Origin of the sequence: Streptomyces sp. NPDC049879 (assembly GCF_044461265.1) — a bacterium.
In the GTDB taxonomy this organism is placed as follows: domain Bacteria; phylum Actinomycetota; class Actinomycetes; order Streptomycetales; family Streptomycetaceae; genus Streptomyces.
Map to the genome: position 1 here is coordinate 1133446 of NZ_JBITKT010000001.1, position 15161 is coordinate 1148606.

At 75.2% G+C, this 15161-nt stretch carries 15 protein-coding genes; 7 read left to right on the forward strand and 8 right to left on the reverse strand.

Annotation, left to right across the window (positions count from 1 at the left end):
- Positions 1-11: 11 nt before the first annotated feature.
- Positions 12-1193, reverse strand: coding sequence for a bifunctional adenosylcobinamide kinase/adenosylcobinamide-phosphate guanylyltransferase (locus ACIBPC_RS05310; RefSeq protein WP_398841421.1), 1182 nt, complete (start codon positions 1191-1193; stop codon positions 12-14).
- A 147-nt stretch (positions 1194-1340) separates the two neighbouring features.
- On the opposite strand from ACIBPC_RS05310, the gene ACIBPC_RS05315 reads away from it, so the two are divergent.
- Complete coding sequence (locus tag ACIBPC_RS05315; protein ID WP_362963418.1) at positions 1341-1553, forward strand: hypothetical protein; 213 nt, start codon at positions 1341-1343, stop codon at positions 1551-1553.
- A 28-nt stretch (positions 1554-1581) separates the two neighbouring features.
- Here ACIBPC_RS05315 and ACIBPC_RS05320 read toward each other — a convergent pair whose 3' ends face one another.
- Positions 1582-2703, reverse strand: a complete 1122-nt coding sequence (locus ACIBPC_RS05320) for a S1C family serine protease (RefSeq protein ID WP_398841422.1) — start codon at positions 2701-2703, stop codon at positions 1582-1584.
- A gap of 129 nt (positions 2704-2832) precedes the next feature.
- On the reverse strand, positions 2833-3429 hold the full coding sequence (locus tag ACIBPC_RS05325) for a DUF3043 domain-containing protein (protein ID WP_362963414.1): 597 nt from the start codon (positions 3427-3429) through the stop codon (positions 2833-2835).
- Between the two features lie 279 nt (positions 3430-3708).
- Here ACIBPC_RS05325 and ACIBPC_RS05330 point away from each other — a divergent pair, with 279 nt between their 5' ends.
- The 4 genes from ACIBPC_RS05330 to ACIBPC_RS05345 all read left to right on the forward strand — a co-directional run bounded on the left by ACIBPC_RS05330 (position 3709) and on the right by ACIBPC_RS05345 (position 6917).
- Entirely contained in the window at positions 3709-4503 is a 795-nt protein-coding gene (locus ACIBPC_RS05330) for a PspA/IM30 family protein (RefSeq protein ID WP_362963412.1), read from the forward strand.
- Positions 4504-4580: 77 nt separating this feature from the next.
- Positions 4581-4859, forward strand: coding sequence for a hypothetical protein (locus ACIBPC_RS05335; RefSeq protein ID WP_362963410.1), 279 nt, complete (start codon positions 4581-4583; stop codon positions 4857-4859).
- Between the two features lie 10 nt (positions 4860-4869).
- Positions 4870-6249, forward strand: a complete 1380-nt coding sequence (locus tag ACIBPC_RS05340; RefSeq protein ID WP_398841424.1) for a sensor histidine kinase — start codon at positions 4870-4872, stop codon at positions 6247-6249.
- Positions 6246-6917 carry a response regulator gene (locus ACIBPC_RS05345; protein ID WP_398841426.1) on the forward strand — a complete coding sequence of 224 codons (672 nt, stop codon included), beginning with the start codon at positions 6246-6248 and terminating at the stop codon, positions 6915-6917. Before ACIBPC_RS05340 ends, ACIBPC_RS05345 begins: the two co-directional genes overlap by 4 nt.
- A 21-nt stretch (positions 6918-6938) precedes the next feature.
- On the opposite strand, the gene ACIBPC_RS05350 is transcribed toward ACIBPC_RS05345, so the two are convergent.
- The 3 genes from ACIBPC_RS05350 to nadA all read right to left on the reverse strand — a co-directional run bounded on the left by ACIBPC_RS05350 (position 6939) and on the right by nadA (position 10123).
- Entirely contained in the window at positions 6939-7925 is a 987-nt protein-coding gene (locus ACIBPC_RS05350; protein WP_398841427.1) for an alpha/beta fold hydrolase, read from the reverse strand.
- A gap of 93 nt (positions 7926-8018) precedes the next feature.
- Positions 8019-8876 carry a GNAT family N-acetyltransferase gene (locus ACIBPC_RS05355; protein WP_398841428.1) on the reverse strand — a complete coding sequence of 286 codons (858 nt, stop codon included), beginning with the start codon at positions 8874-8876 and terminating at the stop codon, positions 8019-8021.
- Positions 8877-8932: 56 nt separating this feature from the next.
- A complete protein-coding gene (gene nadA / locus ACIBPC_RS05360; protein WP_362963400.1) occupies positions 8933-10123 on the reverse strand; it encodes a quinolinate synthase NadA in 1191 nt (396 codons plus the stop codon).
- A gap of 287 nt (positions 10124-10410) precedes the next feature.
- Between nadA and ACIBPC_RS05365 the strand changes: the two genes are divergently transcribed.
- Positions 10411-10764: an iron-sulfur cluster assembly accessory protein gene (locus ACIBPC_RS05365; RefSeq protein ID WP_362963398.1), complete on the forward strand. Its 354-nt coding sequence runs from the start codon at positions 10411-10413 to the stop codon at positions 10762-10764.
- Between the two features lie 94 nt (positions 10765-10858).
- Here ACIBPC_RS05365 and ACIBPC_RS05370 read toward each other — a convergent pair whose 3' ends face one another.
- A complete protein-coding gene (locus tag ACIBPC_RS05370) occupies positions 10859-12448 on the reverse strand; it encodes a hypothetical protein (RefSeq protein ID WP_398841430.1) in 1590 nt (529 codons plus the stop codon).
- Between the two features lie 129 nt (positions 12449-12577).
- Between ACIBPC_RS05370 and ACIBPC_RS05375 the strand changes: the two genes are divergently transcribed.
- Positions 12578-13555, forward strand: coding sequence for a carbohydrate kinase family protein (locus tag ACIBPC_RS05375; RefSeq protein WP_362963394.1), 978 nt, complete (start codon positions 12578-12580; stop codon positions 13553-13555).
- 20 nt (positions 13556-13575) lie between these two features.
- Here ACIBPC_RS05375 and ACIBPC_RS05380 read toward each other — a convergent pair whose 3' ends face one another.
- On the reverse strand, positions 13576-14979 hold the full coding sequence (locus ACIBPC_RS05380; RefSeq protein WP_398841432.1) for a cysteine desulfurase/sulfurtransferase TusA family protein: 1404 nt from the start codon (positions 14977-14979) through the stop codon (positions 13576-13578).
- Positions 14980-15161 lie beyond the last annotated feature (182 nt).

The following is a 15161-nucleotide window of genomic DNA, read 5'->3' on the forward strand; positions in this document are numbered from 1 at the left end:
ACCCCGCCCGGTCAGCCGCGCAGCGGCAGGACGGTGCCCGCGACGGCCAGCAGCACGTGCTCGCACTCGGCGGCCACCGCCGCGTTCAGCCTGCCCAGTTCGTCGCGGAACAGGCGCCCGGCGCGCGTCGCCGGGACGACGCCCGAGCCCACCTCGTTGCTGACCAGGACGACCGTCCTGCGCGTCGCGCGCACGGCGGCGGCGAGCGCGGACGTGCGCTCCGCCAGCCCGCGCGGCGGCCCGTCCCAGGCGCCCGCCGCGTCCATGGCGTCCGTCAGCCACAGCGCCAGGCAGTCGATCAGCAGCGGCGGCCCGTCGGCGTCCGCGAGCAACGGCACGAGGTCGCAGGTCTCGGCGGTCGTCCAGGACGCCGGGCGGCGCTCCCGGTGGGCGGCGACCCGGGCCGTCCACTCCGGGTCGTCCGCGCGCCGCCCGCCCGTCGCCACATAGGTGACGCCGGGGAACGCGGCCAGCCGCCGCTCCGCCTCCGCCGACTTCCCCGACCGCGCCCCGCCGAGCACCAGCGTGCGGCGCGGCAGGTCCGGCACGTGCCGGAAGTCGCCGACCGTCACCGTCGTGCCGTCGGGGACGGCGCGCGTGCCCGCCGCCGCGAGCCGCCGGTGCAGCTCGGCGCCGGGCGGCACGCCGTGGCCGATGTGCACGGCGACCAGGTCCGTCGTCAGCGCGGTGGCACCGGCGGCCCGCAGCCCGGCCAGCGCGTCGGGGCGGCCCGTCACGTCGAGGAGGCACAGGTCGTACGGCGGCCCGTCGCCGTTCCCCGCGGGCGCCGCGCCGGGCGGCAGGTACAGCAGCCGCCCGCCGTCCGGGCCGGTGACGGCGTACCCGGTGCCCGGCACGTCCACCGCCACCGCGCGCACCCGGTGGCCGGTGAGCAGGGCCAGCTCCCGCCCGTCCGGCAGCCGCACCGGCGGGGGGAGCCCCGGCGGCGGCTCGGGGAGCGGGCCGCTGTGCGGGTGGGACAGCAGCACCTGCCGTACGCCGCCGAGCGACGTCCCGGCGCGCGCGGCGGACAGGGCGGTGCCCGGCGTGAGGTCGAGCAGCAGCACGCCGTCGATCAGCAGCGCGGTCGCGGTGCGCGCCTCAGGGCCGAGGGCGCGGGCGCAGGCGGCGCAGGGGCAGCCGGGGGACGGCAGGCCGGCGGGCGCGCCGGTGCCGAGCAGGGTGACCTCCATGGCGTCGATCCTCTCCGGCCGCCCCCGGGGGCCCGCGCGGGGCGTGCCTCCTGGCCGGGGGCGCGGGCGCGCGCGGTGGTGCGCCACGGGGCGTGCCGTGATTTAGTCTGCGGGCAGGTAGTCGCGGCAGGGGAGCAGGAGGCGGACATGGCGTGGGAGTGGCGCTTCGAGCGGGCGGACGGCACCGCGGTCGAACCCCCGCAGGACCCCGGCGACTTCGGCACCCAGGGTGACGCCGAGTCGTGGATCGGCGAGAGCTGGCCCGAGCTGATCGAGGCCGGGGTGGACCAGGTGACGCTGCTCGACGAGGGCAACAGGATCTACGGTCCGATGGACCTGCACGGCGCCGCCGACGAGTGATCCCGCGCCCGGCGGCCGGGACGGCACGTCATGCCTCGCCGAGGGTGACGCGGCCGTCGCGCCGGTCGCCGTCCCGCACATAGGTCAGCTTCACCCGGTCGTCCGGCCGCTGGGCGGCGAGCGCCTCGGCGAGCGACACGACGTCGGTGACGTCCTCCCCGCCGACCCGGACGATCACGTCGCCGGGCCGCAGCCCGGCCCGGTCGGCGGGGCCGTCGTCCGTCACGTCCACGATGGCGGCGCCCGCGGGCTCGAAGCCGTCACCCAGGACGGTGCGGACGGTCACGCCGAGCGCGGCGCGGCCCGAGTCCACCACCCGCCCGTGCTCGATCATCTGGTCGGCGAGGAACGTGACGGTGGACGCCGGGATGGCGAAGCCGATGCCGGGGGCCTGCCCGCCGCTGAGCCCCGGGTCGCGTGCGGCGAGGGTCGGGATGCCGATGACCTGTCCGGAGAGGTTGACGAGCGCGCCGCCGCTGTTCCCCGGGTTGATGGCCGCCGAGGTCTGCACCATGTTGCCCAGCGTCGCCTGGCCCTCGCCCTCGCTGACGGAGCGGCCGACCGCCGAGACGATGCCCTGCGTCACGCTGGACGACAGCCCCAGCGGATTGCCCATCGCCAGCACGATCTGGCCCACCCGCACCTTCCGCGAGTCGCCGAACGTCGCGGGCCGCAGCCGGTCCGGCTTCTCGGTCAGCTCGATGACGGCGAGGTCCTGCTGCGGGTAGGCCGTGACGAGCCGGGCGGGGACCGGCTGCTGCCGGGTGGCGAGCAGGACCTCGAACTCCTCGCCCTCGCCGACGACATGCGCGTTCGTCACGATGTGGCCGTCGTCGTCGTACACCACACCCGAGCCGAGGCCGTCCTCGGTGGTGATCTGCACGACCGACGGCAGCACCTCGCCGACCACGTCCTCGTACGCGTTCTGCAGCTCGCCCGAACGGGTCGGCTCGGGCGGTTCCGCCGCGGCCTGCCCGGCGCCGGTCCCCTCGGGGGCGGCGGTGCCGGCGATGCAGCCGGACGCCCCGGCGAGCAGCGCCGCCGCGCACAGGACGGCGGCTCCCAGCCGGGCCGGGGACGCCGGGGTCAGCGCCGACGACACCGACGACGCCGACGACAACGAGGTCTGCCAAGTCTGCGACTGCGACATAAGCCGCATTCTGTCCGCTGGGGCGCCGCGCGCCGGGTAGTGGCGCGCCGGGCCCCGCCGCCGCGGGAACGACCCGCACGGGTGACGCCGCCCCGCCCGCCGTCGTGGACGGCGCCGGGGCGTGGCGCGTCAGCGGCGCGGTGCCTCGCCGCGCTTGATCTGCGGGCGCGGCAGCCGCATGCGCCGCATCTGCATCGAGCGCATCAGCGCGTACGGCCCCGAGCCGCGGGTGGTCTCGCCCGGGAACCGCGTCCGCAGCTCCTTCTTGAGCCGGCGCGTCAGGAGGATCGAGTCCAGGACGATCGCCACGATCACGACGAGCCACAGCAGCAGCGCGATGTTCCTGGCCTGGAGCGACGGCAGCATGCTCAGGACGAGGATCAGCACCGCGATCGGCAGGAAGTACTCGGCGATGTGCCACTTCGTGTCCACGAAGTCGCGGGTGAAGCGCCGCACCGGGCCCCGGTCGCGGACCGGGAGGTGCCGCTCGTCGCCCGAGAGCAGCGCCTCGCGCTGCTTCGTCATCGCGACGCGCCGCTGCTCCCGCGCGCGCTTGGCGGCCTCCTTGCGGTTCGCCGGCGTCTTGGCGGTGGCGCGGCGCAGCGCCTCGGCCTCGCTGCGCTTGGGCGTGGGCCGCCCCTTGGGCGCCTGCGGGTTGCGCAGCTGCTCGTCCTCGGAGGAGGCGGGGGCGCTGGTGGAATCTTCTTTCGAACGGCTTCGGAACACACCCCCAGCCTACGGGCTGCCGCCGGACTCCCTCCGGGCGAGACGGGCACGAATCCGCAACACCCGTCCCCCGCGACCCCGTCCCCCCATGCGGCCGGGGTCCCGGGTACTCCCCAGGCGGGAGACGCCGGCGCCCCTGATCGTCCTGTGGGAGGAAGCGGTCCGGCGCCGGGCCGTGCGCTAATGGACGGGTGCCCCGTAGGGTAGTAGGGGATCACAGGATGGGTCACAGGTTCGAGCCCGGTATGAAGGGGGCGCGCGAAGTCCATGAGCGGTGTCATGAAGCGGATGGGAATGATCTTCCGCGCGAAGGCCAACAAGGCCCTGGACCGGGCCGAGGACCCGCGCGAGACCCTCGACTACTCGTACCAGAAGCAGCTGGAGCTGCTCCAGAAGGTGCGGCGCGGGGTCGCCGACGTGGCCACGTCGCGCAAGCGCCTGGAACTCCAGATCAACCAGCTGAACAACCAGTCGGACAAGCTCGGCGAGCAGGGCAAGAAGGCGCTCGCCCTCGGCCGTGAGGACCTCGCGCGCGAGGCGCTGACCCGGCGTTCCGGCCTCCAGCAGCAGATCTCCGACCTGCAGCAGCAGCACGAGACGCTCCAGACGGAGGAGAACAAGCTCACCCTCGCGGCCCAGCGGCTCCAGGCGAAGGTGGACGCGTTCCGCACCCGCAAGGAGACGATCAAGGCCACCTACACCGCCGCGCAGGCCCAGACCCGCATCGGTGAGGCGTTCTCCGGCATCTCCGAGGAGATGGGCGACGTCGGCATGGCCATCCAGCGGGCCGAGGACAAGACGGCCGAGCTGCAGGCGCGCTCCGGCGCCATCGACGAGCTGCTGGCCTCCGGCGCGCTGGACGACCCGACCGGCACCACCAAGGACGACCTGACCGCGGAGCTGGACCGGATCGCGGGGAACTCGGACGTAGAGTTCGAGCTGGAGCGCATGAAGGCCGAACTGGCCGGCGGCAGCTCGTCCGGGCGGCAGGCCATCGAGGGCGGCGGCGCGGCGGGCACGCAGCAGCAGGGCCAGGGCGCCCAGCAGGAGTCCCCGAAGTTCGACAAGCAGTGACGTCCCGCACGCGGTGACGCCGGACGGCGGCGCCAGGCGATGACGGAACCAACGACGCCCGGGAGTGGTGGAGCGACATGATCGTACGGATCATGGGGGAGGGGCAGGTGCGGCTCGACGACAGCCACCTGCCCGTACTGAACAAGCTCGACGACGAGCTGCTCGCCGAGGTGGAGAGCGGCGACGCCGAGGCCTTCAGGGGCACGCTCGACGCGCTCCTCGGGGCCGTCCGTGAGCTGGGCACCCCGCTCCCCGACGACTCGCTGGAGCCGTCCGAGCTGATCCTGCCCGCCGCCGAGGCGTCGATCGACGAGGTGCGCGCCATGCTCACCGACGACGGACTCATCCCGGACTGACCCGGCCGCCGTGAATCCCGAGCAAGGCATCCGCGTCGGCCAGTGGGTACGCCGTCACCCGCTGGCGACCGACGCGATCTTCGCGGCCTTCGTGCTCGTCGGGATTCTGTGCGCCGCCGTGACGGTCTACGGGCATCCGGCGGGCACCGGTTTCGGCAAGCGGCACCTGGCCGGGCACACCGTCCTCATCTCGGTCGCCGCCTGCGCCGTGCTGGTGGCGCGCCGCCGCTACCCGATCTGCGTCCTGGCCACGGTCAGCGGCCTCGTCATCACGGAACTGGTCCTCGGCAGCGTCACCTACGAGCCCGAGCAGCGCAGCTCCTCACTGGTGATCGCCGTCGTCATCGCGCTGTTCACCGTCGCCCTGCGCACGGACCGCAACACCACGCGCCGCGCCGCCGTCACCACCGTCGCCGTCCTGACGCCGGTCGCCATGGTCTTCGGCACGCGGCCCTGGTACTCGTCCGACAACCTCGGCGTCTTCGCCTGGACCGCGCTCGCCGCCGTCACCGGCGAGGCCGCCCGCAGCCGCCGCGCCATGTTCGAGGCGATCAGGGAACGGGCCGAGCGCGCCGAGCGCACCCGCGAGGAGGAGGCGCGCCGCCGCGTCGCCGAGGAGCGCATGCGGATCGCCCGCGAGCTGCACGACGTCGTCGCGCACCACATCGCGCTCGTCAACGTCCAGGCGGGCGTCGCCTCGCACGTGATGGACTCCCGCCCCGACCAGGCCAAGGAGGCGCTCGCCCACATCAGGGACGCCAGCCGCCGCGCCCTGGGCGAGCTGCAGAGCACCGTCGGCCTGCTGCGGCAGCAGGACGAGCCGATCGCCCCGACCGAGCCGGCGCGCGGCCTCGCGGGCCTCGACGACCTGGTGGACGGCTTCCGCAAAGCGGGCATGACCGTGTCGGTGCACGCACCCGCCGCCGCCGGGCCGCTCCCCTCGGCCGTGGACCTGACGGCCTACCGCGTCGTCCAGGAGGCGCTGACCAACGTGCACAAGCACGCGGGCCCGGCGGCCAGCGCGTGGGTGCGCATCGTCCGCACCGGCGTCCCGGCCAGCCCCGAGCTGACCGTCACCGTGGACGACGACGGGCCGCGCCCGGCCCCCGCCCAGCAGCGGGGCGCCTCCCGCGCGTACGGCAGCGGGCACGGCCTCACCGGCATGCGCGAACGTGCCGCCGCCCTGAGCGGCACCTGCGAGGCCGCGCCGCGCGACGACCACGGCTTCCGCGTCCGCGTGACGCTGCCGCTGGTCGCGCCGCGCCCGGCCGGGGCGGACGTGGCCGCCGCAGAAGACGCCCACCCCGACGGGCGGCAGGGCAGGACGGCGAAGTCGTGCGGGTCCGTGACGGCGCACGCCGGTTCGCACCGCTCGCGGCGGTCCGCGTGATCCGTGTCGTACTCGCGGACGACCAGGCGCTGCTGCGCAGCGCGTTCCGCGTGCTGGTGGACTCCGACCCGGGGATGACCGTCACGGGTGAGGCGGCCGAGGGCGCCGAGGCGCTGCGGGTCATCCGCGAGGCGGGCGCCGACGTCGTCCTGATGGACATCCGCATGCCCGGCATGGACGGCCTCGCCGCCACCCGCGCCATCGGCGAGGACCCGGCGCTCGCCGGGGTGAAGGTCGTCATCCTCACCACCTTCGAGTCGGACGACTACGTGGTGGAGGCCCTGCGCGCGGGCGCCTCCGGCTTCCTCGGCAAGGGCGCCGAGCCCGCCGACCTGCTGCACGCCATCCGGCTGGCGGCGGCGGGCGAGTCGCTGCTCTCCCCGGCCGCCACGCGCGGCCTGATCGCCCGCTTCCTCTCCTCGGACGGGACGGCCGAGGACGCGCTCGACCCCTCGGTCCTCGACGTCCTCACGGCGCGGGAGCGCGAGGTCCTCGTGGAGGTGGCCGGGGGCCTGTCGAACGACGAGATAGCCCAGCGGTTCAGCGTCAGCCCGCTCACCGTCAAGACGCACATCAACCGGCTGCTGACCAAGCTGTCCGCCCGCGACCGCGCCCAGCTCGTCGTGACGGCGTACGAGACCGGCCTCGTCCGCCCGCGCGGCGGCTGACCCCGCCCGTTCCGTTCCCGCTCAGGCGGCGGGCAGGGCGGCCAGCCAGGACGTCAGCAGGCGGCCGACCTCGCCGGGGCGCTCCTGCTGGACCCAGTGGCCGCAGCCCTCCAGCAGGTGCGAGGACACGAGGCCCGGCAGCGTCACGGGGAAGGCGTCGATCGCGTCCGCGAGCCACATCGTCGACGCGTCGCGGGTGCCGCCGATGAACAGGGACGGCTGCGTGATCGGCGCGCCGTCCCAGGGGGCGAGGTCCTCCCAGTCGCGGTCCATGTTCCGGTAGCGCGCCAGCGCCCCGCGCAGGCCGGTGCGCTCGAACTCCCCGGCGTAGACGTCGAGATCGTCCTCGCTCAGCCACGCGGGCAGCCGTCCGGCCGGGAACCGGTCGCGCAGCGTCCCGCCCGGGGACACGAAGTGCGGGTCGGGGGCGTCGGCGGCGGGCATCGAGTCGGCGGAGAGCGCCGCGTAGAAGCCGGCGAGCCAGCCGCGCACGTCCGGCTCGATCTCGGCCTCGGCGCGGCCCGGCTCCTGGAAGTACGACACGTAGAACTCGTCGCCGCCGTTCCCGGCCATCGCGGCGAACGCCTCGCTCGGGCGCGGCCCGCCGCGCGGCGCGTACGGCACGCTCAGCATGCCGACCGCCCGGAACACGTCGGGCCGCAGGAGGGCGGCGTGGGCGGCGATGCCCGCGCCCCAGTCGTGGCCGACCGCCACGGCGGTCCGCTCGCCCAGGGCGTGGACGACGGCGGTGGCGTCCTCCACCAGCTCGGCCATGCGGTACGCGGCGTCGCCGGCCGGACGGGAGGAACGCCCGTACCCCCGCACGTCCACCGCCACGGCGCGGTACCCGGCGGCGGCCAGGACGGGCAGCTGGTGCCGCCAGGAGTACCAGGACTCCGGGAAACCGTGCAGCAGCAGCACCAGTGGCCCGCTTCCCTGCTCGGCCAGGTGGACGCGGCCCGCCGGGGACGGGACCAGGCGGTGGATCGGCTGCGCGTGCTGCGGCATCGGCGCTCCCAGGGGTGTCGGACGGCTCGGCACGATCCTGCGCGACCACCGCCGCGCCCGCCCAGGAACCTTGCCGGTCCGGCAAGCTGCCCCTCAGAGGAAGGCCGCCGAGGGGATGTACGGGCGGGGCGGGCGCATGCCGCGCAGGCACAGGAAGCCACCGGTGTGCAGGGAGAGCCCGGCCGCCAGGCCCACGTCCACGGCCCACTCCTGCTCGGCCGTCAGCCGGGGGATGGTTGCGGTGGCGCCCGGCGGGAGGCTGTGCAGCGCGGACGCCAGCAGCCGCACGGCGATGCGCCGCGACGTCGCCGCCAGCAGCTCGACGCCGCCCTCGCCGTCCAGGTAGCAGTAGCCGCTGCCCGCCAGGTCGTCCGCGACCACGACGCGGCAGTGCCGCAGCAGTTCCTCGTGGTCGGGGCCGTGGGCGCTGCCGCGCAGCCGCCGGTCCACCGAGTCCATCAGGTCGCGGTGCACCGCGCCGCCCTCGATCGCGGGGCCGTCGGGGACCGTCAGCCGCGACGCGTCCACCGGCCCGGTCATCCGCATCAGCGGGTGCAGCGCGAACCCGGCGCGGCGGAAGACCCGTACGGCGATGGGGTGCGTCCCGGCGCAGACCATGCCGCGCAGGGCGCCCCGGGCGTACGCCATGCTGCGGCGCAGCAGTTCGCTGCCGACGCCCTTCTCGCGCGCCTCGGGGACGACCGCGAGCAGCGTCAGGCTCCAGAGCGTGTCGCGGCGCCCGGCGAGCGCGGCGCCGACCGGGCGGCCCGCCGCGTCCTCGGCGAGCCAGCAGCCCTCCGGGTCGGTGGCGGCGAAGTGCCGGGTGACGCGCTGGTGCCACGCCGTCCTGGCGGCCGGCCAGGCCGCGCCGCCGTCCTCCCCGGCCGCCGCCGCCACGGCGCGTACGGCATCGGCGTCCTCGCGGGTGTCCCGGACACGGCGCAGCAGCATGGGCCGATCCTGCCCGCCGGACGGCGTGTCCGCCACACCGTCCGGCGGCCCGCGTGTCACGGCAGGGCGAGCATGCGCTCCAGTGCGAGCTTGGCGTAGTGCTCGGTCTCGGCGTCCACCTGGATGCGGCCCACGACCTTGCCGTCCGCGAGGGATTCCAGGGCCCAGACGAGGTGGGGGAGGTCGATGCGGTTCATGGTGGAGCAGAAGCAGACGGTGCGGTCGAGGAAGACGACTTCCTTGCCCTCGGGGGCGAAACGGTTCGCCAGGCGGCGGACGAGGTTCAGCTCCGTCCCGATGGCCCAGCGGCTGCCGGGGGGCGCCGCCTCCAGCGCGGCGATGATGTGCTCGGTGGAGCCCACCCGGTCGGCGGCGGCCACGACCTCGTGCCGGCACTCCGGGTGCACCATCACCGTCACGCCCGGGACACGCTCGCGCACCTCGTTCACCGATTCGAGGGAGAAGCGGCCGTGCACCGAGCAGTGGCCGCGCCACAGGATCATGCGGGCGCGGCGCAGCGCGTCGGGGGTGAGGCCGCCGTTCGGCTTGTGCGGGTTCCACACGACGCAGTCGTCGAGCGACATGCCCAGGTCGCGGACGGCGGTGTTGCGGCCGAGGTGCTGGTCGGGGAGGAAGAGGACCTTGCCCTCGCCGTCGGCGCGCTGCGCGAAGGCCCACTCCAGGGCGCGCTTCGCGTTGGAGGACGTGCAGACCGTCCCGCCGTGGCGGCCGGTGAACGCCTTGATGTCGGCCGAGGAGTTCATGTACGTGACGGGCACGGTCGCGTCCGCGACGCCCGCCTCGGTCAGCGCGTCCCACGCGTCGGCGACCTGCTCGGCGCTCGCCATGTCGGCCATCGAGCAGCCGGCCGCGAGGTCGGGCAGGACGACCTGCTGCGCGTCGGAGGTGAGGATGTCGGCGGACTCGGCCATGAAGTGCACGCCGCAGAAGACGATGTACTCCGCCTGCGGGCGGGCCGCCGCGTCACGGGCCAGCTTGAACGAGTCGCCCGTCACGTCGGCGAACTGGATCACCTCGTCGCGCTGGTAGTGGTGACCGAGCACGAACACGCGCTCACCGAGCCGTTCCTTCGCGGCGCGGGCGCGTTCCACCAGGTCGGGGTCGGAGGCCGCCGGGAGGTCGCCCGGACAGTCCACGCCGCGCTCGCTCGCCGGGTCGGCCCCCCGGCCGAGGAGCAGCAGCGCCAGGGGAGAGGGCTTGACGTCCAGGCTCTGGGCGGTGGTCACGGCACCCACCCTTCTTTCTCGTGGTCGTGGCGGTGGGCGGGCCGGAGAGTCAGCCGCCCTTTTCGTCGTACTGACACAATGGATGATAACCCTCTTCGCGTCAGTCTGACGATGCCGATTGCGTCACTCGCCTCCCGCCGCCCTGCCCGGCCGCCGCCCGGTGTGCGAGCATGAAGGGAGAAGAGACGTCCGCAAGCCCAGCAACGGGCGGTGGGAATAAATCCGGAAGGACCGCTGTTCCGGTCCGCTGCCAGTGCATTCCGAACGAGTACCCGGGAGAGACGCAGATGTCCGTTACGGAAAAGGCCGCCGTGAGCGACGGCATCATCCTTTCCGACGCGGCCGTGGACAAGGTCAGGGGCCTCCTTGACCAGGAGGGGCGCGACGACCTCGCGCTCCGTGTCGCGGTCCAGCCCGGAGGGTGCTCCGGCCTGCGCTACCAGCTGTTCTTCGACGAGCGGTCCCTCGACGGCGACGTCGTGAAGGACTACGACGGCGTCAAGGTCGTCACCGACCGCATGAGCGCCCCCTACCTCGGCGGCGCGTCCATCGACTTCGTGGACACCATCGAGAAGCAGGGCTTCACGATCGACAACCCCAACGCCACCGGCTCCTGCGCCTGCGGCGACTCCTTCAGCTGAGCACGTCCGGCTGGACGACCGAGGCGGCGGCCCCCCCCAGGGACCGCCGCCTCCGTCATGCCCGGACCACCCGGGCGGTGACCACCCCACGCGCTCACCGCACGGGCAGCTCCGAGCCGTCCTCGGCCAGCACGGGACGGTCGCCCACCGGCGCGTCCAGCGCGACCTCGACCGTCTGCTCCTCGGCGACCAGGATGCAGTTCTCCCCGGTGGGCCGCCCCTCCGCCTCGACGCCGAGCGTCACGCCGTCCGCGGACTCCTCGGCCACGCCCGCGTACTCGTCGCACACCCCGCCCCAGAAGCGCAGGGTCAGCGTGCGGTCGCCCTCGTCGTAGGGCGCCACCGACATGCCCGTCTCAGGCGCCTCCTCGCCGCTCCCCGGATCGGCCGGGGCCTCGCCGGGGCTGCTGTCCGAGCTGTCGCCGCTGTCCGAGCCGTTCCCGCTGTCCGAGCTGTCGGCCTCGTCACCCGCGCCGTTCCCGTCCACCGGCGCGTACTCGTACGCCACCGCCGGCTGCTGCGCGGGATACGGGTCGCCCGCCGCCACGTCCGCCGGACGGAACAGCCACGACGGCACGAGCACCGGCTCCTCGTCCGAGTAGTGCAGCGCGAGACCGAACTCCGCCGTCACCGGCAGCGGTTCACCCGGCACCTCGGGGCCCTCGGGCGCGCACGGCAGCACGGCGATCTCGCCGCCGCCCCCGCCCGTCTCCGCGCCGGGCACCGCCTCCGGGTCCGGCAGCGCGGTCTCCACCGGCGCGCAGGGCTCGATCCCCCAGGCGGCACCGTCCTCGGGCAGCGCCGCGTTCCACTCGTCCAGCGCCTCCTCGGCGCCGACCGCCGCCCGCTCCTCGGCCGCGACCGGCGTGGCCAGCGAGCCGTACGCCGCCACGACCGCGCCGCCCGCCGCGACGTGCGCCGTCGTCTCCATGCCGCTCACCGGCAGGCCGTCCACCAGCGGGACCACCTGGACGAGCCGCACGTCACCGGCCGTCCGCGAGGCGTCCACCCGCGCGTCCTCCGCGTCCGCGAGCCCCAGCGCCGCCAGCAGCGGGGCGACCGCCTCCCTGGCCTCGTCCTCGTCCGGCACACCGCCCGACGGCAGCTGCTCGGTCAGGTCACGCTCGACGGGCGTGTCCGGGGACGCCGCGCTCACGCCGCCGCCGTAGCTCCAGCCGCCCGGCGCCGCCTGCTGGACGGTCAGCGTCCCGCCGTCCGCGTCCGGGCCGCTCGCCGTCCACGCCCCGGCGCTCTCCCGCAGCGGGCCCTCGACGCCCAGCGCGGCGGCGAGCCCGGCGGCGGACTCCTCGGGGACGTCCGCCTCGAAGCGGTGCACGGTCGCCCGGTCGGGGCCGTCGGGCAGCGGACCGTCCGCCGTCAGCTCCAGCGGCATGAGCGCGATGTCCGGCGCGGGCGCCGCCTCCGACGCGCCGGCGGTCCAGGCGCCCGTCCCGTCGAGCAGCAGCGCCGGGGTCCCGTCCTCGGCGAGCAGGCCGCCGCCTGGCTCGGCCTCGCCCGCCGTGCCCACGGCGAGATAGGCCCCGCCCGCGACCGCCGCGGTGGCCACGGCCACCCCGGCCGCCACGATCCACCGGCGGCGCCCGGCGCGCCCGCCCGCCTCGGACGCCGTCTCCTTCTGGGGCACAGGGGCCTCCTGGGACCCGGGTGTCTCGTCCTCAGCCACGGCCATCGCTCCTCGTGCTCTCGGAAGTACCGCTCCACGTACGCCGATTGGACGGCACGCGACCGTGATCGGTTCCCTGCCGGTAGCCTGGGGGCTTTCCGCCGCCGTCTCCCAGGGAGCCAAGCCGCCGTGCGAATCGCCGTTTCGGGCTCGATCGCCCACGACCATCTGATGACGTTCCCCGGCCGGTTCGTCGATCAGCTCGTCGGGGACCAGCTGCACACCGTCTCCCTCTCCTTCCTCGTCGACTCCCTCGACGTGCGGCGCGGCGGCGTCGGCGCGAACATCTGCTACGGCATGGGCCAGCTCGGCGCCGCGCCCATCCTGGTCGGCGCGGCGGGCCAGGACTTCGACGAGTACCGCGCCTGGCTCGACCGGCACGGCGTGGACACCGGCTCCGTCCGCATCTCCGAACTCCTGCACACCGCCAGGTTCGTCTGCACCACCGACGCCGACCACAACCAGATCGGCTCCTTCTACACCGGCGCCATGAGCGAGGCCCGGCTCATCGAACTCCAGACCGTCGCCGACCGCACCGGCCCCCTGGACCTCGTCCACATCGGCGCGGACGACCCCGAGGCGATGCTGCGCCACTCCGAGGAGTGCCGTACGCGCGGCATCCCGTTCGCCGCCGACTTCTCCCAGCAGCTCGCCCGCATGGAGGGCGAGGAGATCCGGAGTCTCACCGAGGGCGCCGCGTACCTCTTCCACAACGAGTACGAGAAGGCGCTCATCGAGACCAAGACCGGCTGGAGCGCCGACGACGTCCTCGCCCGCGTCGGCACCCGCGTCACCACCCTGGGCGCGCGCGGCGTCCGCATCGAGCGCGCCGGGCAGCCGCCCATCGAGGTCGGCTGTGCCGAGGAGCGGGTGAAGGCGGACCCGACCGGCGTCGGCGACGGCTTCCGCGCGGGCTTCCTCGCGGGCCTGGTCTGGGGCGTCTCGCTCGAACGCGCCGCGCAGGTCGGCTGCATGGTCGCCACGCTGGTCATCGAGACCGTCGGCACGCAGGAGTACACGCTGGCGCGCGACGCCTTCATGGAGCGGTTCACCAAGGCGTACGGCGACGACGCCGCCGCCGAGGTGCGCGCCCACCTGGCCGTCTGAGCCGCGCGCGGCGCCCCGGCTCAGCCGTCGCGCCGCACCCGGTAGGCCGTCCCGGGCCCGGCGGGGTTGGGCCGCTCGTCCACGAAGGTGTGACCCCGCATGGCGCACCACGCGGGGATGTCCAGGCGCGCCGCCGGGTCGTCGGCCAGGACGGTGACGGTGCCGCCCACCGGGACGCGGCCGATCTCGCGGGCCAGGTCGATCACGGGCAGGGGGCAGAGCTTCCCGAGGGCGTCCAGCGTGAGCGACCCCGGCCCGTTCCCCTCACCGTCCCCGCCCGGCACCGCGTCCGGCGGCGCCAGCGCGGCCCGTACCCCGGCCACCGCGTCCGGCAGCACGGCGAGGAAGCGCGCCACTTCCTCCTCCGCCGTCCCCGGCGGCAGGGACACCCGCACGTTGCCCTCCGACAGCACGCCCATCGCCACGAGGACATGGCTGGGCGTCAGCGTGCTCGACGTGCACGAGGAGCCGGACGACACGGAGAAGCCCGCGCGGTCCAGCGCGTGCAGCAGGGCCTCGCCGTCCGCGTAGAGGCAGGAGAACGTGACGATGTGCGGCAGCCGGTGCACCGGGTCGCCCACCACCGCCACGTCGGGGACCAGGCGCGGCACCTCGTCCCTGATCCGGTCCACGAGCGCCGCGAGCCGCGCCCCCTCGGCCGCCGCCTCCGCCCGCACCGCGCGCAGCGACGCCGCCGCCGCGACGATCGCCGGGATGTTCTCGAAGCCGGGCGCACGCCCCGACTCCCGCTCGTCCACCGGCGCGCGCGGCGCGAAACGCGCCCCTTTGCGCACCACGAGCAACCCCACGCCGCCGGGCCCGCCCCACTTGTGCGCGCTCGCCGCGAGCAGCGACCAGTCCCCGGCCGGCTTCTCCCAGCCCAGCGACTGCGCCGCGTCCACCAGCAGCGGCACACCGCGCGCCCGGCACACGTCCGCCACCTCCGCTACCGGCTGCCGCGTCCCCACCTCGTGGTTGGCGCTCTGCACGCACACCAGCGCCGCGCCGGGACCCTCGTCGAGCGCCTCGGCGACCGCGTCCGGCGCGACCCGTCCCGCGCGGTCCACCCCGATCTCCCGTACGACACCGCCCGCGTCCGCGTGCGCCTGCGCCGCATGCAGTACGGCCGAATGTTCGACCGCGGAGACGAGCAGCCGCCGGCTCACCCGCGCGCGGCCCGCCAGCGCGCCCGCGACACCGGTGTGCAGCGCGCGCGTTCCCGAAGGGGTGAACACCAGCTCGTCCGGGCGGCACCCGACCTCCTCCGCCGCCGTCTCCCGCGCGGCGTCGAGCAGCAGCCTGGCCCTGCGGCCCTCGCGGTGCAGGCGGCCGGGATCGGCCCAGCCGTCGTCCAGCGCGGCGAGGTAGGCCTCCCGCGCGATCCGGTGCGGCGGCAGCGAGGAGGCGGCGTCGAAATAGGGCACGTCAGGAACGCTAACCCCTGACGCGACGCCCCCCGCCGCCGCCCGCCGCCATGCGCGGCCCCTTCCGGCGCGCAGGCCGTGTCGTCCGGATCCTGTCGGATCGGCCCGCGTCGTCGGACGCCGTGCACCGCACGGCGCCGGATCGCCACGCGTACCGGGCGTACTCGGGTGATTCGGCAACG

Excerpts from the sequence above, each read along its gene's own strand:
- ACIBPC_RS05310 (WP_398841421.1), bottom strand. The coding sequence starts at position 1,193 with ATGGAGGTCACCCTGCTCGGCACCGGCGCGCCCGCCGGCCTGCCGTCC.
- ACIBPC_RS05315 (WP_362963418.1), top strand. The coding sequence starts at position 1,341 with ATGGCGTGGGAGTGGCGCTTCGAGCGGGCGGACGGCACCGCGGTCGAA.
- ACIBPC_RS05320 (WP_398841422.1), bottom strand. The coding sequence starts at position 2,703 with ATGTCGCAGTCGCAGACTTGGCAGACCTCGTTGTCGTCGGCGTCGTCG.
- ACIBPC_RS05330 (WP_362963412.1), top strand. The coding sequence starts at position 3,709 with ATGAAGCGGATGGGAATGATCTTCCGCGCGAAGGCCAACAAGGCCCTG.
- ACIBPC_RS05335 (WP_362963410.1), top strand. The coding sequence starts at position 4,581 with ATGATCGTACGGATCATGGGGGAGGGGCAGGTGCGGCTCGACGACAGC.
- ACIBPC_RS05350 (WP_398841427.1), bottom strand. The coding sequence starts at position 7,925 with ATGCCGCAGCACGCGCAGCCGATCCACCGCCTGGTCCCGTCCCCGGCG.
- ACIBPC_RS05355 (WP_398841428.1), bottom strand. The coding sequence starts at position 8,876 with ATGCTGCTGCGCCGTGTCCGGGACACCCGCGAGGACGCCGATGCCGTA.
- ACIBPC_RS05365 (WP_362963398.1), top strand. The coding sequence starts at position 10,411 with ATGTCCGTTACGGAAAAGGCCGCCGTGAGCGACGGCATCATCCTTTCC.